This window comes from Thioclava arctica, from assembly GCF_040892615.1.
In the GTDB taxonomy this organism is placed as follows: Bacteria; Pseudomonadota; Alphaproteobacteria; order Rhodobacterales; family Rhodobacteraceae; genus Thioclava; species Thioclava arctica.
Genome location: NZ_JBFRYC010000006.1, coordinates 54,214 through 72,162, shown reverse-complemented (window position 1 = coordinate 72,162; position 17,949 = coordinate 54,214). Strand labels below are relative to the sequence as shown.

At 59.3% G+C, this 17,949-nt stretch carries 16 protein-coding genes; 6 read left to right on the top strand and 10 right to left on the bottom strand.

Going from position 1 to position 17,949, the window contains the following annotated elements; all coding sequences use genetic code 11:
* Positions 1-91 precede the first annotated feature (91 nt).
* Positions 92-814 (top strand): PAS domain-containing protein, encoded by a 723-nt coding sequence (locus AB4874_RS11545; RefSeq protein ID WP_368392097.1) that lies wholly within the window; start codon positions 92-94, stop codon positions 812-814.
* Between the two features lie 60 nt (positions 815-874).
* Here AB4874_RS11545 and hflX read toward each other — a convergent pair whose 3' ends face one another.
* The 10 genes from hflX to AB4874_RS11495 all read right to left on the bottom strand — a co-directional run bounded on the left by hflX (position 875) and on the right by AB4874_RS11495 (position 13,604).
* Positions 875-2,161 (bottom strand): GTPase HflX, encoded by a 1,287-nt coding sequence (gene hflX, locus AB4874_RS11540; protein WP_295535775.1) that lies wholly within the window; start codon positions 2,159-2,161, stop codon positions 875-877.
* 11 nt (positions 2,162-2,172) lie between these two features.
* Positions 2,173-2,406 (bottom strand): RNA chaperone Hfq, encoded by a 234-nt coding sequence (hfq, locus tag AB4874_RS11535; RefSeq protein ID WP_275811718.1) that lies wholly within the window; start codon positions 2,404-2,406, stop codon positions 2,173-2,175.
* A gap of 141 nt (positions 2,407-2,547) precedes the next feature.
* Positions 2,548-4,071, bottom strand: a complete 1,524-nt coding sequence (locus tag AB4874_RS11530) for a TrkH family potassium uptake protein (protein ID WP_368392096.1) — start codon at positions 4,069-4,071, stop codon at positions 2,548-2,550.
* The gene (gene trkA, locus AB4874_RS11525) at positions 4,071-5,447 is read right to left on the bottom strand and encodes a Trk system potassium transporter TrkA (RefSeq protein ID WP_295535786.1); all 1,377 of its coding nucleotides are present in this window, start codon (positions 5,445-5,447) and stop codon (positions 4,071-4,073) included. The genes AB4874_RS11530 and trkA overlap by 1 nt, the downstream gene beginning before the upstream one ends.
* 223 nt (positions 5,448-5,670) lie before the next feature.
* A complete protein-coding gene (locus tag AB4874_RS11520; protein ID WP_368392201.1) occupies positions 5,671-7,212 on the bottom strand; it encodes a trimethylamine methyltransferase family protein in 1,542 nt (513 codons plus the stop codon).
* 86 nt (positions 7,213-7,298) lie between these two features.
* Positions 7,299-8,387 carry an ABC transporter ATP-binding protein gene (locus AB4874_RS11515; RefSeq protein ID WP_368392095.1) on the bottom strand — a complete coding sequence of 363 codons (1,089 nt, stop codon included), beginning with the start codon at positions 8,385-8,387 and terminating at the stop codon, positions 7,299-7,301.
* A 19-nt stretch (positions 8,388-8,406) separates the two neighbouring features.
* Complete coding sequence (locus AB4874_RS11510) at positions 8,407-10,038, bottom strand: alpha-amylase family glycosyl hydrolase (RefSeq protein WP_295535790.1); 1,632 nt, start codon at positions 10,036-10,038, stop codon at positions 8,407-8,409.
* Positions 10,038-11,195, bottom strand: coding sequence for a carbohydrate ABC transporter permease (locus AB4874_RS11505; protein WP_368392094.1), 1,158 nt, complete (start codon positions 11,193-11,195; stop codon positions 10,038-10,040). Before AB4874_RS11505 ends, AB4874_RS11510 begins: the two co-directional genes overlap by 1 nt.
* Positions 11,195-12,172, bottom strand: coding sequence for a carbohydrate ABC transporter permease (locus AB4874_RS11500; RefSeq protein WP_295535795.1), 978 nt, complete (start codon positions 12,170-12,172; stop codon positions 11,195-11,197). The genes AB4874_RS11505 and AB4874_RS11500 overlap by 1 nt, the downstream gene beginning before the upstream one ends.
* A 67-nt stretch (positions 12,173-12,239) precedes the next feature.
* On the bottom strand, positions 12,240-13,604 hold the full coding sequence (locus AB4874_RS11495; RefSeq protein WP_368392093.1) for an ABC transporter substrate-binding protein: 1,365 nt from the start codon (positions 13,602-13,604) through the stop codon (positions 12,240-12,242).
* Positions 13,605-13,862: 258 nt separating this feature from the next.
* Here AB4874_RS11495 and AB4874_RS11490 point away from each other — a divergent pair, with 258 nt between their 5' ends.
* The 5 genes from AB4874_RS11490 to AB4874_RS11470 all read left to right on the top strand — a co-directional run bounded on the left by AB4874_RS11490 (position 13,863) and on the right by AB4874_RS11470 (position 17,948).
* Positions 13,863-14,894, top strand: a complete 1,032-nt coding sequence (locus AB4874_RS11490) for a substrate-binding domain-containing protein (RefSeq protein WP_295535801.1) — start codon at positions 13,863-13,865, stop codon at positions 14,892-14,894.
* A gap of 14 nt (positions 14,895-14,908) precedes the next feature.
* Positions 14,909-16,237, top strand: coding sequence for a GH1 family beta-glucosidase (locus tag AB4874_RS11485; RefSeq protein ID WP_368392092.1), 1,329 nt, complete (start codon positions 14,909-14,911; stop codon positions 16,235-16,237).
* Positions 16,234-17,199, top strand: a complete 966-nt coding sequence (locus AB4874_RS11480) for a glucokinase (RefSeq protein WP_368392091.1) — start codon at positions 16,234-16,236, stop codon at positions 17,197-17,199. The genes AB4874_RS11485 and AB4874_RS11480 overlap by 4 nt, the downstream gene beginning before the upstream one ends.
* Before the next feature lie 111 nt (positions 17,200-17,310).
* The gene (locus tag AB4874_RS11475; protein WP_295535812.1) at positions 17,311-17,586 is read left to right on the top strand and encodes an STAS domain-containing protein; all 276 of its coding nucleotides are present in this window, start codon (positions 17,311-17,313) and stop codon (positions 17,584-17,586) included.
* Positions 17,583-17,948: a response regulator gene (locus tag AB4874_RS11470; RefSeq protein ID WP_295535837.1), complete on the top strand. Its 366-nt coding sequence runs from the start codon at positions 17,583-17,585 to the stop codon at positions 17,946-17,948. The genes AB4874_RS11475 and AB4874_RS11470 overlap by 4 nt, the downstream gene beginning before the upstream one ends.
* Position 17,949 lies beyond the last annotated feature (1 nt).

Here is a 17,949-nt window from a genome sequence, read left to right as displayed (position 1 = left end):
GTCACCGAACGGGACGGTTCAGATAACAGCAAAACGGCAATATCGTGTTATGATGACACCGCCGATACGCGCTCGCAATGGCAGGTATGAAATGGAAAACGACAGCGATAGTAGAGTGATTACTATAGGTTCTGGCACGGGACGTCGGGTCAGAAATGAGTTGCGCGCCTATTGGGAAGCGCTGCGCAAAGGGCGCGCGGTGCCGCCGCGCTCTGAGGTCAACCCCCGAGGCATTGAGCGCGCGCTGGAGTTCTCGTTCGTTTTGGAACGCGTGGCGCCGGGCATGGGGCGGTTTCGCCTCGCCGGGATGCATCTGAACGATTTGATGGGCATGGAGGTGCGCGGCATGCCGCTCAGTGCGTTGTTTGCCCCCGAGGGGCGCAAGCAGATTGCCAAGATCACCGAAGCCGTCTTTTCCGATCCCGCGATTGCCGAGGTTGAGCTATGCGCCGAGACCAGCATCGGCAAACCCGAGATGATGGCGCGTTTGCTGATTTTGCCGCTCACCTCAGATTTCGGCGATGTCAGCCGGGCCCTGGGTTGTTTCGTGGCAGAAGGCGAAATTGGCCGCACGCCGCGTCGTTTTGAGGTTACCAATGTGCGCATGACGAAGATCGAGATCCAAGCGCAACCCGCCACCGAAACCCCGGCCCCGCTGCGCCCCAATTTGCAGGGATTTTCGGAGACCCAAACGCCCTTTGGCAAGCCCCCAATGCAAAACGTCAGCGCGCCCAAGTCACCGCGCGAGCATCTTGCCGAGATGACACCAGATGAGCGGCGCGCGATGTTTCGCATCGTGCGCGAGCCGACCTAAGCCTCCGAAAGGATGCAGGATCAAGCCGCACTGCGTTGAGCTACGTCCAGCAAGCACTTGTTAAAGCGCGCGAAAACGATTTCGCTGTTCAGCGCTCCATTCGACATCACAGCGCCAGCCGGTTTTTGTCTGACGCTCGGCGCGCACCACGTTCTGTTCATGCAGCCACGCGTGTTTGCGCCCCTGTTCAAAGGTCAGATCCAAGGTCTCAAACAGCTTTTCTTCCGCCAAACGGCTGTCAATTGCACTCAGCAGGTCATCAAGCCCCGCCCCGGTCAGCGCCGAAATCGCCTCAATCTCGGGCTCACGGCTGGCTTGCACTTGCAGGGCCGCGCGTTGATCGGGCTCGAGCGCGTCGATCTTGTTCCAGACCTCCAACGCGACCACATCCTCATCCACGCCCAACGTGGCCAGAATGTCGTTCACATCGGCTGCCTGTTCCTCAGTTTCGGGATGGGCGATGTCGCGCACATGCAAGATCAGATCCGCCTCGAGCACCTCTTCGAGCGTGGCGCGAAAGGCCGCGACCAGTTCATGGGGCAAATCGGAAATAAACCCCACCGTATCCGACATAATGACCTTGCGCCCTGAAGGCAGTGTCAGGCCGCGCATCGTCGGATCGAGCGTGGCAAACAGCATGTCCTTGGCCAGAACATCCGCCCCCGTCACGGTGTTGAACAGCGTCGATTTGCCCGCATTGGTATAGCCCACCAGTGCGACAATCGGGAACGGGATCTTACGGCGCGCGGCCCGGTGCAGTTCGCGGGTTTTCACAACGCGCGCCAATTGCCTGCGCAGACGCACCATCTGATCGTCAATCGCACGTCGGTCCGCCTCGATCTGGGTTTCGCCGGGGCCACCGACAAAGCCAAGCCCGCCGCGCTGGCGTTCCAGGTGGGTCCAGGCGCGCACCAGACGCGTACGCTGATAGCTGAGCGCGGCCAATTCCACCTGCAAAACGCCCTCACGGGTGCGCGCGCGATCGGCAAAGATTTCGAGAATCAGCCCGGTGCGATCAAGCAGCTTGACGCCCCATTCCTTCTCCAGATTGCGCTGCTGCACCGGCGAGACCGGTCCGTCGACCAGCACCAACTCAATCTCATCTGCCTCAAGCTGCGCTTTCAGCTCGGCCATTTTGCCGGTGCCAAACAGATGGCCCGGATGGGGTTTGGGCAGGCGCACGATCTGCCCGCCGATCACCTCAAGACCGGGCAACGCATGCGCCAAAGACACCGCCTCGGCGAGCGCAAATTTCGGCAAATGACGAGGCCCCTCTCGCGACGGGATGTCGGGATGGAGGACGAAAGCACGCGTGGGCGCGCGTTCAGAGGAATGTAGATCGCTCAATTGCGGCGCACTCAGTCTTCGCCTTCATAAAGCGAGATCGGTTGACCCGGCATGATCGTGGAAATGGCATGCTTATAGACAAGCTGCGATTGACCATCGCGACGCAAAAGTACGCAAAAATTGTCAAACCATGTGATCACACCCTGCAGTTTTACCCCATTGATCAGAAAGATCGTCACAGGCACTTTGGTCTTGCGGACGTGGTTAAGAAACGCGTCCTGAAGGTTCTGTTTATCGCCAGCCATTGTTCTTGCCCTTATTATTGTCGCGCATGCAGCAGCCCCGTTGACCTGCTCGTCCTAAAATATGCAGTGCTGAGCCAAAGATTCCAGCCCAAAAAACATATTGTTAGGAGAATGAGCGGATTTTGCGCAATTTCTTTCCGATCAACCGCGCCAAAACTCGGGGTTGAACAGCGCAATAATCGCCAATGTCTCTAGTCGACCCAGCACCATTGCCAGCGCGAACACCGCTTTGACAGGCTCGCTTAGCGTCGCCCAGCTAAGCGGAATATCAGCGGCAATCTGCGCCAGCGGCCCGGTATTGGACAGCGCCGCGATGCTAAGGATCGTTGCAGGTTCAAAGGATAGTCCGAACAGCGAGACCAGCATCATCACGACCGCAATCGAAATCGCAAACAGCATGAAGAAAATCCAACTGATATAGGCCCCGTCGCGGCGCAGCTTGCGCGCCATCGCACCGCCCCCCGCCACCGAGGTCGGGTAGATCAGCTTGTCGAGTTCACGCTCGCCGTGACGCAGCAGTGCATAAACGCGCAACAGACGCACGCCCCCTGCCGTGGTCGCCACCCCACCTCCGATGATTGCCAGCCCCGCCAAAATCAGCCCCGGCGTGCCCAGCCCCGACCAATCGCGCGCATCATGCCACGCGGTGGATTCAAACCCCGTCGTTGTCAGGAAGGAGAGCGAGGTAAACAGGCTGCCCCAGATCGAGCGAAAGATCGCCCCAAAATTGGCCGGCATCTTGACCTCAAGCGCGGCCAGCCAATGGCGCAGAAACAGAAATAGCGGCACGATCACCACCAGAAAGGCTGCCAGTCGCAATTCGGGATCGTTGCGAATCTTGTCCGAGGCGCGCAATTCGCCACCGCCGGGCCAAAGGCGGCGCGACAATGCGGGGATGAAAAACAGAAAGATCAGCATCTCGCCTGGCAACCCGGACGAACTGCCCGACATCCCCCCCACAGGTGAAATCCCCGAAGTCGACAGCGTGGACATCGCGTGGATCAACCCCACAAGGGGCGGATCGCCTGCCATCAGCAACCCCAGCCATAACAGCCCCGTCAGTCCGACATAGGCCGGGGCAATCCGGGTGGCGTAATGGGCGATACGATCGCCTGTTTGCGCGCCGCCATCGGCTGCTGGGGCGTTCGCACTTGGCGCACCTGACGGGCCGCCCGAAAAGAACACCTCAAACCCACCCAGCCGCATCGGCGCAAGCACCGCAATCGCCATCACGAGCATGTAAAACCCGCCCATCCAGGCCACCAAACCGCGCCACAGATGCAGCGATCCGGGCAGGCGCGCGGGGTCATAAAGCGTGCCCCCGGTGGTGGTGAGCGAGGACACCATCTCCCACCAGCTATTGAAAAAACTGGTGTCGGGCAGCGATTGATCAAACGGCACGGCCAGCATCATCGGCAAGATCAGAAACACCGCGAGCATACTCAAAAGGCTTGCACGGCCAGACCGGCGCGGACGGGTATTGGCGGCATTGGCCAGCGCCACCAGCACCGACACAAACAAGAACAACACCCCGGAATAAAAGAACGACCGCGAGATCTCGTGGTGATGGGTGATCAGCGCGTGGGTAGCGGGCAAAAACATCGCCAAGGAGGATACCAGCATCAGCTGGATCGGCACCGGCAAGCCCTTAAGCACGCGTTTCATCAGAAGAAATCGATGGAGACCTGCAACAGGCGCTCCACCTCCGGGACATCCGCGCTCAGCGCAAACAGCACAACGATATCGCCCTCATCAACGCGGGTGTTGCCTGAGGGTTTGATCAGCGTGTCGCCCTTGCGAATCATTCCGATCAACACGCCCTCGGGGAAATCAATGTCGCGCACCATACGCCCCGACATCGGCGAGGTGCCCATGACCTGCGCCTCGATCACCTCGGCCTCGGCATCGCCAATCGAATAGATCGCGCGCACACGCCCGTGGCGAATATGGCGCAGGATCGAGGATACGGTGGTGGCGCGCGGGTTGATATAGGCGTCGATATCCAGCGCATTCAGCAACGGCGCCAGCGTGGGATCATTGATCAAACAAATCGCCATTTTGCAGCCCGCCTGCTTGGCACGCACCGAAACGAGAATGTTGGTCTTGTCGTCATCGGTCACCGCAAGCACTGCATCGGCATTGGCGATATTGGCCTCTTCAAGCAATTCCGAACTCATCCCGTCGCCATTGAGAACAATCGTGCGATCCAGCGCATCGGCGGCCTGCTCGGCGCGCTCGCGGTTGGCCTCGATGATCTTGGCGCGTACCCGGTCGGTTCGAGCCTCCAACGCGCGCGCCACGCCCAGCCCTACATTGCCCCCGCCAATGATCACGATACGCTCTTGCTTGCGCGTGGATTTGCCAAAGATATCAAGCGTGCGCGACGTGTCCTCGATATGGGAGAACACATAGATCTGATCGCCCGCAAACAACTGATCGCCCGGCTCTGGCGCGAACAACCGCCCCTCGCGACGTATCCCCACGACCAGCGCGCGCAGCGTCGAGAACAGATCGGTCAGCTGACGTAGTGGCGTTTCCAGCACCGGACAATCGACATCCAGATCAATCCCCAAAAGCTGCAATTGGGAATCCAGAAAGCTTTCGGTATCAAAGGTCGAGGGCGCGGCAAGGCGCTGCAGCGCGGCGTCCGCGACCTCGCGTTCGGGGCTGATCACCACGTCAATGGGCAGGTGATCGCGCCGATAAAGATCGGAATATTGCGGCGCAAGATAGGCCTGCGCCCGAATGCGCGCGATCTTGCGGGTGATGCCAAAGACCGACATGGCAACCTGACAGGTCACCATATTCACCTCATCGGAATGGGTCGCGGCAATCATCAGGTCGCAATCGCGCGCGCCCGCGCGTTCCAGCACATCGGGATGCGAGGCAAAGCCCACTACGCCCTGAACATCCAGCGTATCCGCCGCACGGCGCACCAGATCAGGATTGGAATCAACCACCGTCACATCATTGCGCTCGCCCGCAAGATGGCGCGCGATCTGCCAGCCAACCTGACCCGCCCCGCAGATGATAACTTTCATGCGTCTTCTCCGCGCCGCTCACTGGCCCCTATCTAGGCTGCCTTTGGCCACAGGGTCAAACAGGAAGCGCGTCAAACTCGGACCTTGCGCCAAGTGCACCCAAACTTGCCTCCGGCGGGGATATTTCGATCAAGAGGAAGACCAAGGCGGCCTGCTTCCTCTTGATCGAAATATCCCGGGGTGAATTTGCGCAGCAAAGAGGGGCAGCGCCCCCCTTAACCGTTCATAAAAACGCATCGGGCACGGCGGCTTTCTTCTGTGCCACATAGGCGTCAAGCGCCTCTGCAATAGCTGGGTCCAACGCGGGGGGCTGGTAGTCGGCTAACAGCTTGGCAACGCGCTTTTCGGCCAGCGCCATTGTGTCAGGCGCGCCTTGCTCGTCCCATGTCTCGAATGGGCGATAATCGAGCAGGTTGGTGCGCCAGAACGCCTCTTTGTAATTGGCTTGAGTGTGTTCACAGCCCAGAAAATGCCCGCCCGGACCGATTTCGCGCAGTGCGTCCATCGCCTGACCATTTTCGCTCATATCGATGCCGGCGGCGAGTTTGTGCAGATAGCCAAGCTGATCGGCGTCCATCACGAATTTCTCGTAGGATGCCACCAGCCCGCCTTCAAGCCAGCCGCAGGCATGCAGCATGAAATTCACCCCCGAGAGAAGCCCGGTATTTAGCGTATTCGCACTTTCATAGGCGGCCTGCGCATCGGGCAGTTTCGAGCCGGTAAACCCGCCCGCCGAGCGGTAGGGCAGCCCAAGACGGCGCGCGAGTTGACCCGCGCCCAGCGTGATTTGCGCAGCCTCGGGTGTGCCAAAGGTCGGCGCGCCGGAATTCATATCGATTGAGGTCACGAAGGCGCCGAAAATCACTGGCGCGCCGGGGCGGATCAGCTGGCTATAGGCTACGCCGGCCAGCACCTCGGCGAGCACCTGCGTCAGCGTGCCCGCAACCGAGACCGGCGCCATCGCCCCCCCCACGATAAAGGGCGAGATGATGCAGGCCTGACCCGCGCGCGCATAAATCTCCAGCGCGCCCATCATCGTGGAATCAAAGGTCAGGGGCGAGTTGATATTGATCAGCGAGGTCATCACCGCATGCTCATCAACGAATTGATCGCCAAAGAGAATTTTTGACATTTCGACGCTGTCCGCGGCGCGCGAGGGTTCCGTGACCGAGCCCATATAGGGCTTGTCGCTTAGCGTCATATGGGCGTGCAGCATGTCGAGATGGCGCTTGTTCACCGCAACATCGGTGGGTTCGCAGACTGTGCCGCCCGAGTGATGCAGCCATTTCGACATTTGCCCGAGTTTCACGAAATTGCGAAAATCAGCGATCGTGGCGTAGCGCCGCCCGCCCGCGCTGTCGCGCACGAAGGGAGGGCCATAAACCGGGGCCAGCACGAGGTTGCGCCCGCCGATCTCGACATTGCGCTCGGGGTTGCGGGCGTGTTGGGTGAACTGGCTGGGCGCAGTGGCACAGAGCTTGCGCGCCAGCCCGCGCGGGATGCGCACCCGTTCGCCGTCGATATCGGCCCCGGCCTCACGCCACAGCGCCAGAGCGGCGGGATTTTCGACGAAATTGATGCCGATCTCTTCGAGAACCGTTTCGGCATTGGCCTCGATGATCTGCAAGGCCTCTTCGTTGAGGATTTCGAGATCGGGGATGTTGCGCGTGATGTAGCGAGAAAACTCCACCCGCACCGCGGTGCGTTCAGCACGCCGTGCAGCCCCACCACCGCCGCGTGCGCGCCGAGCCGTACGTTCACCCAAATCCGAATCGGCCATGCTTGCCTCCGCCCGTTGCTTTCCCCTGAAACTAGCCGGGGCGCGCGGTTCGGCATGGCCTGCTTGCGACATCAACGGTAAAGAAGCGACCGCCCGTCCGCGAAGAGATGGATCTTTTCGGGATCAGCGGCCAGCGTGACCGTGCTGGCGCGCAGCCCGTTATGGATACCGGGCAGCTTGGCAATCACCGCATCGCGCCCGCTTTGCGGTTCGAAATACAAAAGCGTCACCTCACCCAGTTTTTCGGTGATCGCGACCTTGCCGGTAAAGCAGCAATCCTGCTCTCCACCCGGTTTGAAATCTTCGGGACGCACGCCGATATTGACCTTGCGACCCAGATCGCCCTCTTGCGTGGGCACTGCGGAATAGGCCTTGACCCCGTTTTCCAGCGTCACCTCGGTGCGTGCCCCCGTCGCGGTGATCTTGCCGGGGATCAGGTTCATGGCCGGGCTGCCGATAAACTGCGCGACGAACTCGTTTTCGGGGCGTTCATAGAGGTCCAGCGGAGAGCCGACCTGCGCGATGCCTTTATTGGCGAGCACCACGATCCGGGTCGCCAATGTCATCGCCTCGACCTGATCGTGGGTGACGTAGATCATCGTGCGGTCGGGCATGGATTCCTTGAGCTGCGCGATCTCGATCCTTGTGGCCACGCGCAGGGCGGCATCGAGGTTCGAAAGCGGCTCGTCAAACAGGAACACCTTGGGATCGCGCACAATAGCACGGCCAATCGCAACCCGCTGACGCTGCCCGCCCGAAAGCGCCTTGGGCAAACGGTCGAGATAATCGGTCAGCTGCAGCATCTTGGCCGCCTTCTCGACAGCGGTATCGATCTCCTCTTTGCTTTGCTTAGCAATTTTGAGCGCAAACGCCATGTTATCGCGCACCGTCATATGCGGATAAAGCGCATAGGATTGGAACACCATCGCGATGCCGCGATTGGCGGGGGGCACATCGTTCACGCGCACCCCGTCGATATCCAGTGACCCACCGGTGATCTTTTCCAGCCCCGCGATCATGCGCAACAGGGTGGATTTACCGCAGCCCGAAGGCCCGACAAACACGATCAACTCGCCCGATTGAATGTCGAGATTGATGTCCTTGAGGACGCTCACCTCGCCATAGGATTTCGAGACATTTTCCAGTTTCAGATCGGCCATACTTTTCCCCCTCTGCCCCTCATGTATCGAGATGCAGGATGCTTGGCTGCCACGGACCCAGATGCAGCGTGTGATCACTCATCGGACGGATCGAGCCCAGCTCTCCCCCGACCGTAACCCAGTTGCCCGGCGGCACGGCGGCAGTCACCGGCTGATCGGACAGATTGAAATAACACAGGATCGTCTCATTCGCGTTTTTGCGCGTGAACACCAGCAGGTCGCCCGAGACATACATGTCTTCAAGGCTTCCGTCGCGCAGCACCTGATGGTTGCGCCGAAACGCGATGGCGCGGCGATAGTGATGCAGCAGCGAGGCCGGATCGTGTTCCGCCTGATCGGCGGCAAGGTTGAAATGCTGCGAGGGCACAGGCAGCCAAGGCCGCACGGGTGAAAACCCGCCATGCGCGCCGTCGCGTTCCCAGACCATGGGCGTGCGGCAGCCATCGCGGCCCTTGAACTCGGGCCAGAACTCCTTGCCATACGGGTCTTGCAGATCCTCAAAGGTCAGCTCTGCCTCGGGCAGCCCCAGCTCCTCGCCCTGATAGAGACAGATCGAGCCTTTGATGCACATCATCAGCGTTGTATAAAGGCGCGCAGCCGCAGGCGAGAGATCCCAGCGGGTGATGTGGCGTTCCACGTCATGGTTGGAATAGGCCCAGCAGACCCAGCCATCCGCGGCGACCTTTTCCACCTTGGAAAACAAATCGTATAAGAACTGCGCCTTGAGCGGTTCATGCCCAGACAATAGCTCGAACGCGTAAGACATCTGCATCTTGTCATCGCCCGAGGTGTATTCACCCAAGATCTCAAGCCCGCGCTGACTGTCACCCACCTCGCCCACCGCGGCGGCGTTGTAATTGTTCATCAGCGTGCGCAGCTTGCGCAGAAACCGCAGGTTCTCGGGGTTGTTCTTGTCATAGATATGGCGCTGGTGATTGTAGGGATTCACCTTGGGCGCGGTCTGATCGTTGCGCTCTGCGATTGGCAGGGGCGGATTGTCGCGCAGCTGATCGTCATGCATGTAGAAGTTGATCGTATCAAGACGAAACCCATCCACGCCGCGCTCTAGCCAGAACTGCGCCACATTGAGCAATTCCTGCTGCACTTCGGGATTGTGAAAGTTCAGATCGGGTTGCGACACTAGGAAGTTGTGCATGTAATATTGCTCGCGCCGCGCATCCCATTGCCAGCCTGACCCGCCAAAGATCGACAGCCAGTTGTTGGGCGGCGTGCCATCGGGTTTGGGATCGGCCCAGACATACCAATCCGATTTCGGATTGTCGCGGCTGACACGGCTTTCCTTGAACCAAGGGTGCTGATCAGACGTGTGGCTCAGCACCAGATCGATCAACACTTTCAGGCCCAAAGCATGCGCCATCGCAATCACCTGATCGAAATCGGCCAGATTGCCAAACATCGGATCGACATCGCAATAATCGCTGACGTCATAGCCGAAATCTTTCATCGGCGAGGTGAAGAAGGGCGAAATCCAGATCGCATCCGCCCCGAGGCTGGCCACATGGGGCAGCCGGCGCACGATGCCCAGCAGATCGCCCACACCGTCGCCATTACTGTCTTGAAAGCTGCGCGGATAGATCTGGTAAATCACCGCTCCGCGCCACCAGTCGTCATTTTTAGATAGGGAATTCATCAGCCGCCTTTCACCGAGCCTGCCAACAGGCCCCGCACAAGATATCGTTGCATCGAGAAGAACACCAAGAGCGGCACGGCGATCGACACGAAGGCGGCTGCGGCCAGAATGCCCCAATCCCCTCCGCGCGACCCCAGCAGATCATCGGCGATCTTCACGGTCATCACTTTGGACCCGTCATTGGCCGGCAAAAACACCTTGGCCACCAAAAGGTCGTTCCAAACCCAGAGAAACTGGAAGATTGCAAAAGAAGCGAGCGCCGGGAATGACAAAGGCAGCACAATCTTCATGAATATCTGGAAATCGGTCGCGCCATCAACCTTGGCGCTCTCGATAATATCGCGCGGCAGGCCGACCATGTAGTTGCGCAACAAATAGATCGCGAGTGGCAGACCAAACCCGGTATGGGCCAGCCATATCCCAAGGAAGCTTTGGCCAATCCCGATATCCTGATGCAGACGCAGCAGCGGCACCAGCGCCAGTTGCAGCGGCACGACCAGCAACCCGACCACGGCCGCAATCAGCAAGCCACGCCCGGGAAACTCCATCCAGGCCAAGGCATAAGCCGCAAACGCCGCCACCAGGATTGGGATGATCGTGGCCGGAATCGTGACCGTCAGCGTGTTCATGAACGCCTGCCCCATACCGTCGGAAAACAGGACCTCTTTGTAATTCGAAAGCGTGAAGGCGGGCGGCATATCGGCCACGAAATAGACCCTTGGGCCGCTGCCCTGAAAACTGGTCGTGCTGGTGGCGGTGTAGCTGCCGTCTTTGTTCACAACCAACGTGCCGCCATCGCCCAGATCGGCGGTCTCTCCGGCCTTGTATTTGCTGGGCTTGATGCCCGAGATGCCAAAAGCCTTGATCACCGTGCCCGATTTCAGATCGGCTGCGTTTTGCCCATTGGTCAGCAGATCACCCGTCAGCACATATTTGCCATCCGCCTGCGTTTCGCCATCGCCCGGAATACGGTCACGAAACGCCTTTTCCACCGGGAACGCCGCGTCCCACCAACCCGATTGGCTAATTTGATCGGTGGTGCGAAACGACGAGACCAACAACCCCACCGTCGGGATCAGCCACGCCACGACCATGATCACAACCGAGATATTCACCGCCCAAGTCAGGCGCGATTTCTGTCCAGCGATAGCGGCCATCAGCGCAACTCCTTGCGGGCTTGAACGATGTTCCAGATCATCACCGGCAGCACGATGATCATGATGACAAAGGCCACCGCCGTCGCGCGCCCGTCATCGCGGAACATATATTGCATCATGTAACTGGGCAGGATCTGTGTGCCGAAATTGCCCCCCGTCGTGGCGTAGACGATGTCAAACACCTTGAGCACAAGGATCGTGATCGTCGTCCAGACAACGATGATCGTGGACATGATCTGGGGCACTTTGATCTTGAAAAACAACTGGAAGGAATTGGCCCCGTCCAGCACCGCTGCTTCGACGGTTTCCTCGGGAATGCCACGCAGCGCGCCCGACAGGATCACCATCGCAAAGCCGGTCTGAATCCAGATCAGGATCACCATCAGGAAGAAGTTGTTCCAGAACGGAATTTGCAGCGGATCGACCGGGATCAGGTGGAAATAATCGCGCACCGCATTGATCATACCGATCGTGGGATTGTTGGCGTAAACGAATTTCCAGATCAGCGAGGCACCAACGAAACTGATCGCCATTGGCATGAAAATCAGGGATTTCGCGAAATTCCCCCATTTCAGCCGATCTGTCAGCTGCGCCGCCATCAGCCCGAAAAACGTCGCCAGCGCAGGCACGAACAGCACCCAAAGGAAGTTGTTCAGTACCGCTTGGCGAAACGTGTCGTCGACCGCGAGTTTTTCGTAATTGCCCAAGCCGATGAATTGCGAGCCATCGCGATTAAACAACGACCGCCAGAACGAGCCCACAACCGGATAGGCCAGATAGGTTCCCAGGGCCAGAATGGCAGGCAACATGAAAAGCCACGGGCGCACCATATTGGCGCGGTTGATATTGCGCCCCGGATTGGCCCCCTTTGGCGGGAAGATAACTTTGTCGAGGATCAGGTTCGAGGTGTAGAAATAGGCCACACAGCCCCCTACCCCCAGCACGATCGTGATCAACCCTTGCAAGATCGGCGACATCCGGCACTCCCCCGAAACCGTTTAAAAAGACGCCCCCGGACTGCAAAACCCCGGAGGCGCGCTTGGCTTATTTCTCGATGCTGTCCCAGCGCTTTTGGATGGCATCGGCGGCTTGCTCGGCGGTTTCATCGCCGGTGGTGTAAGCAACCATGTTTTTCCAGAACGCATCGGTGCCGATTTCGCCGGGCATCTGGTCAGACCCGTCAAAGCGGAAGGTCGTCGCATCCAACAAGATCTTGTTCATATTGCGCTGAACGTCATTGGCGAATGCCGCCGGATTTACGCTTTTGAGCGGTGTCAGGAAGCCCGATTGCGCCATCCAGATTTCAGACGCGATCGGCGTTTCGAGGAACTTCACAAAAGCCTCGGCGGCCGGGCTGTCTTTGGTAATCCCAAACAACGTGCCTGCGCCCAGAACCGGCTTGCCCAGATCTTTGTTTGCATAGGCGGGGAAGTAGAAGAAGTTTACATCCTTACCCACTTGCGTGCCATCGGGGAAGAAGGTCGGAATAAAGCTGGCCTGCTTGTGCATGTAGCATTTGGGCGGGAAATCAAACAGACCTTTGGGGCTGTCGCGGAAGTCGGTCGTGGCAACGGCCTGTTCGCCGCCTTGGGCATAGCCCTTGGTTTTGGCAAACCAGCCGTAATCCTTGATCGCATCGACGACGCGAGGGTCGTTGAACTTCACAGTGTTCTTGACCCAGCCATCATAGACCTCGGGGGGCTGGGTGCGCAGCATAAAGTCCTCGACCCAGTCGGTTGCCGGCCAACCCGTGGCCGCGCCTGATCCCAGACCGATACACCAAGGCGTGCCGCCATCTGCGACGATCTTCTTGGTCAGCGCCTGCAACTCTTCCATGGTCTCGGGCACTTTATAGCCCGCTTCCTTGAAGTTTTCGGGCACATACCAGACCAATGATTTCAGATCGGCCTTGAACGGGAAGGTGTAGGTTTGTTTCTGACCATCCTTGCCCATATAGGTCGACAAATCTTCCCAGCTTTGACCGGCGGCGTAATTGTCTTTGATCCAAGCGCCGGTGCCTTTGGGCATCGGGGTCAGGTAGCCTTGCTTGGCCAGATCGGCGGCCAGACCGGGCTGCGGAAAGACCGCGATATTGGGGGGCGTGCCCGCCTTGGCGGCGATCACGATATCTTGCTCAAAGCTTTCTGAACCGGAGTAATTCACCTTGGCCCCGGTCGCGGCCTCAAAATAGGCCAGCACACTTTCGAACAGCTTTTTGTCATTGCCCGTCCAGGGGCCGGTGAGCGTCAGCGTTTGCCCGCTCAGATCGGTGTCCTTGGCGAATTGGTCATAGCTTTGCCAATCAAAGCGATTGGGCTGATCGCCCGGCTTGAACATAAGGTCCTGCGCCGAGGCAAGCCCCGAGCTAAGCGCAAGCGCCGCGATGCCAAGCATCAGATGTTTGATCATGAATTCCTCCCAGTATGTGGCGCTTCACGACCGAGACGACTCGCCATTGGACCAAAGCGCTTTGGACCTTCAAACCGTTTCAGAGCCCGTTGCGCTTGTCAATCTAAGCGGCGTTAAGAGAAATCAAATTTGCTTTATTTCCCCTACAATTGCGCGACACCAAATGCTGCGACGCAGAAATTCCATTGCTGCACGCACAGCATTGACGCCCGTGCCAAGCGCCTCTAACGTCGTTGATATCCAAAGCGGTTTGGGGCGATGAATCTCAAGACACTGGCACAAAAATTGGGGCTTTCGCCCACAACGGTGAGTCGCGCACTCAACGGCTACCCCGAGGTATCCGAGACCACGCGTGCACGCGTCAGCGCTGCTGCAAAAGCGGCCAATTATCACCCAAATACACAGGCCAAACGCTTGGCAACCGGGCGTGCGATGGCCATCGGCCATATCATCCCGATTTCGGATCGCCACGAAATTGTGAACCCGGTTTTTGCCGATTTCATCGCGGGCGCTGGCGAGGTCTATGCGCGCAAAGGATACGATATGGTGTTGACCATCGTGCCCGATGACGAAGAGGCGCGTGCCTATGGCGAGCTGCGCTCCAAGGGCAATGTCGATGGCGTGCTGATCCACGCCCCGCGCGTCAATGATCACCGCGTTACAATGCTGCAATCGCTTGGCCTGCCCTATGTGCTGCATGGGCGGATCAGCGGCATCGAGACCTCTTATAGCTGGGTCGATGTGAACAATGTGCGCGCGTTTGAGCGGGCAACGAATTTCCTGCTTGATCTGGGGCATCAAAGGATCGCCTTGATCAACGGCATTTCCGATATGGATTTCGCCCGCAGACGCAGGCGCGGCTATGAGCGCGCGCTGGAAAGCCGCGACATTCCGATCGATGCGCAGTTGATCACCGAGGGCGAGATGACCGAGGCGCAGGGCCATGATCATGCCCGCGCGATGCTGGCGCTTCCCAATCCCCCCACCGCGTTTCTGACCGCCTCGCTGTTGTCGGCGATGGGCACCCGACGTGCCGTCGAAGAGGCGGGGTTGGTGATGGGGCGCGATGTGTCAATCGTGACCCATGATGACGAGTTGGGCTATTTGAAAAACGGCACCGCGCAAGAGCCGATCTTTACTGCTACGCGGTCTTCGGTGCGCGAGGCCGGACGGCGCTGTGCGACGATGTTGATTGCACAGATCGACAGCGGCAATCGCCAACCCATATCTGAGTTGATGGAGACAGTTCTGGTGCTCGGACAATCCACGGGGCCCGCCCCCTCTCGTTAAGACAAAGGTTTAAGATGCTTCCCAAACGCGCTGATTTCCCCAAAGATTTTCAATTTGGGGTTGCGACCTCTTCCTATCAGATCGAGGGCCATGCCCAAGGCGGTGCCGGTTCCACCCATTGGGACACCTTCGCCGCCACGCCGGGCAATGTGGTCCGCGCTGAAAATGGTGATCTGGCCTGTGATCACTACAATCGCTGGGAAGAAGACCTCGATTTGATCGCGGGCGCGGGGTTTGATCTTTATCGTTTTTCGACCTCCTGGGCGCGGGTGATGCCCGAGGGGCGCGGCGCGGTGAATGCGCAGGGTCTCGATTTCTACGACCGGCTGGTCGATGGGATGTTGGAGCGCGGGTTGAAACCGGCGCTGACGCTGTATCACTGGGAATTGCCTTCGACGTTGGCCGCTTTGGGAGGCTGGCAAAACCGCGATATCGCGGGCTGGTTTGGCGATTTCACGCAAGTCATCGCGGATCGTCTGGGCGATCGCCTCTGGTCGGCTGCCCCGATCAATGAGCCATGGTGCGTCGGCTGGCTTAGCCATTTTCTGGGCCACCACGCGCCGGGCCTGCGCGACATCCGCGCGACGGCGCATGCCATGCATCACGTCCTGCTGGCGCATGGCACGGCGACGCAGGTGATGCGCAGCAATGGCATGACCAACCTCGGCGCAGTTTGCAATTTCGAAGCCGCCCTGCCCGCCGATGACAGCCCCGAAACCCAAGCCGCTACGCGCTTGTATGACGCCTATTACAACCGCTTCTTCGTCGAAGGTCTCTTCAAGGGCACCTATCCCGCCGAGGTGATGGAGGGTTTCGCCCCCCATATGCCCAAGGGCTGGCAGGATGATTTCGCCACCATCCAGACGCCGCTCGACTGGTTCGGGCTCAATTACTATACCTGCAAGCGGATCGCACCCTGCGGCGGCGCTTGGCCCGCCCATCACGAGGTCGAAGGTCCGCTGCCCAAAACCGCAATGGGATGGGAGATTTACCCCCAAGGCCTGTCAGACTTCCTGACCCGAGTTGCGCGCGACTATACCGGCGATTTGCCGCTCTATGTGACCGAGAACGGCATGGCCTCGCCCGATCAGGTCAGCGCAGGCGCCGTCCACGACCCCGCGCGCATCGCCTATTACGCCGATCACCTCAAGGCGGTTCAAACCGCTATCACCAACGGCGCGCCGGTGAAGGGCTATATGGCGTGGTCCTTGATGGACAATTACGAATGGGCTTTGGGCTATGAAAAGCGCTTTGGGCTGGTGCATGTCGATTTCGAAACCTTGCAGCGTACCCCCAAAGCGTCCTATCTGGCGTGGAAAAACGCGCTGAGGACAGGCTCATGAGCACGGAAGATCGCTATACATTGTTGGCCGATATCGGGGGCACCAACACCCGCGTGGCGTTGGCGCTGGGCAAGAAGATGCTGCCCGCCTCGATCAAGCGTTTTTCCAATAGCGGGCGTGCCTCGCTCGAAGAGATTTTGGCCGACTATATAGCGGCTGAGAACGTTCATGATCTGGCGGGCGCTTGCGTGGCGGCGGCAGGGCCTGTGCGCGATGATGTGGCCAGCATGACCAACCTGTCCTGGGTGATCGAGGCGCAAAATATCGCGCGCGTCACCGGGGCCGAACAGGTCTTTGTGCTCAACGATCTGCAGGCACAGGGGCATGCGCTGGGCCATCTGGCGGCAGATGCGTTGCGTTTGCTGGTGCCTGGACAGCCAGCGCGCGCCGATGCGGCGCGTCTTGTGGTCGGGGTGGGCACCGGGTTTAATGCAGCCCCCGTGCATGAAGGGCCCGGCGGGCGCGTCGTGCCGCCCTCAGAGGCAGGTCACACCACCCTACCCTGTCAGTCTGACGAAGATTTCGCCCTCAAGCGCTACCTTGAGGCCAAGCATGATTTCGCCAGCGTCGAGCATGTCGTGTCCGGGCGCGGACTGGAGCGGCTCTATGCTTATATGGCGGGCCAAGACGAGGCCACAGTGCCGGGAATTGAAATCCTTTCCGCAATCTCGCGCGGTGATGCCACTGCGCGCGCGGCGGGTCAGATGTTCGTGCAGACCTTGGGCCGTGTGGTCGGGGATCTGGCGCTGACGCATCTTCCCTTTGGCGGCATTTACTTGATCGGTGGTGCTGCACGCGGCGTAGTGCCATGGCTTGAAGAGTTCGGCTTTCGCGCGGCGATGCATGCCAAGGGTCGGTTCTCGGACTTTCTGCGGGCTTTCCCGATCTATGTGATCGAGGATGACTACGCAGCGCTGCATGGCTGCGCCGCTTTTTGCCAATCGCGGATCGCCGCGCAATAATTCCAATTCCGTCAAGCCTATTTTAACCGCTGGGCGCTAAACCTCTTTCATCACCGTATGAAAGGGGATGCTCGTGCGTCAACATTTCACAAAGACTGTCGAGGTCAGCCGATGAGTGCGCTCGTGCTTCCGGCCAAGCTCGACCTGTCCACTGTCGCAGACCTTGGCGCAACCATCAGCGCGCGCAAAGGCGGCGATCTTGAGCTGGACGCAGGGGGCGTGACGCTGCTCGGCGGGCTTGGCTTGCAAGTGCTGGCGGCGGCCGCGGCACAATGGCGCCAATCGGGCCATTCGTTCTGCATCACCCCGAGATCAGAGTCTTTCAACGCCGCGCTCGATCATCTCGGCGTGTCCCTCAACGATTTGCAATCCACGGAGGCCGCATGAGCCTGAAAGTTCTCGCGGTCGATGACAGCCGCACAATTCGTGATATGCTCAAGCTCGCGCTCAATGATGCGGGGTTTGAACTGTATCTTGCCGAAGACGGGCTGCACGGGCTTGAGGTTCTCGAGGGGATCGAGCCTGACGCCATCATCTCCGATATAAATATGCCGCGCCTTGATGGCTTTGGCTTTATCGAGGCGGTGCGCGGGCAGGACAAACATCGCGCAACCCCGATCCTCGTGCTCACCACCGAATCTGCCCCCGAGTTGAAGGCTCGCGCACGCGCTGCCGGGGCCACGGGCTGGATCGTAAAACCCTTTGATCCAAGCAAACTTGTAAAAGCGCTCAATATGGTCGCTGGCTAAG

What these genes read in the sequence shown, in the direction of transcription:
- AB4874_RS11515 (WP_368392095.1), bottom strand. Translation starts at nt 8,387, where the DNA reads ATGGCCGATCTGAAACTGGAAAATGTCTCGAAATCCTATGGCGAGGTG.
- AB4874_RS11470 (WP_295535837.1), top strand. Translation starts at nt 17,583, where the DNA reads ATGAGCCTGAAAGTTCTCGCGGTCGATGACAGCCGCACAATTCGTGAT.
- AB4874_RS11510 (WP_295535790.1), bottom strand. Translation starts at nt 10,038, where the DNA reads ATGAATTCCCTATCTAAAAATGACGACTGGTGGCGCGGAGCGGTGATT.
- AB4874_RS11485 (WP_368392092.1), top strand. Translation starts at nt 14,909, where the DNA reads ATGCTTCCCAAACGCGCTGATTTCCCCAAAGATTTTCAATTTGGGGTT.
- AB4874_RS11480 (WP_368392091.1), top strand. Translation starts at nt 16,234, where the DNA reads ATGAGCACGGAAGATCGCTATACATTGTTGGCCGATATCGGGGGCACC.
- trkA (WP_295535786.1), bottom strand. Translation starts at nt 5,447, where the DNA reads ATGAAAGTTATCATCTGCGGGGCGGGTCAGGTTGGCTGGCAGATCGCG.
- AB4874_RS11505 (WP_368392094.1), bottom strand. Translation starts at nt 11,195, where the DNA reads ATGGCCGCTATCGCTGGACAGAAATCGCGCCTGACTTGGGCGGTGAAT.
- AB4874_RS11545 (WP_368392097.1), top strand. Translation starts at nt 92, where the DNA reads ATGGAAAACGACAGCGATAGTAGAGTGATTACTATAGGTTCTGGCACG.
- AB4874_RS11530 (WP_368392096.1), bottom strand. Translation starts at nt 4,071, where the DNA reads ATGAAACGCGTGCTTAAGGGCTTGCCGGTGCCGATCCAGCTGATGCTG.
- AB4874_RS11475 (WP_295535812.1), top strand. Translation starts at nt 17,311, where the DNA reads ATGAGTGCGCTCGTGCTTCCGGCCAAGCTCGACCTGTCCACTGTCGCA.
- AB4874_RS11495 (WP_368392093.1), bottom strand. Translation starts at nt 13,604, where the DNA reads ATGATCAAACATCTGATGCTTGGCATCGCGGCGCTTGCGCTTAGCTCG.
- hfq (WP_275811718.1), bottom strand. Translation starts at nt 2,406, where the DNA reads ATGGCTGGCGATAAACAGAACCTTCAGGACGCGTTTCTTAACCACGTC.
- AB4874_RS11490 (WP_295535801.1), top strand. Translation starts at nt 13,863, where the DNA reads ATGAATCTCAAGACACTGGCACAAAAATTGGGGCTTTCGCCCACAACG.
- AB4874_RS11500 (WP_295535795.1), bottom strand. Translation starts at nt 12,172, where the DNA reads ATGTCGCCGATCTTGCAAGGGTTGATCACGATCGTGCTGGGGGTAGGG.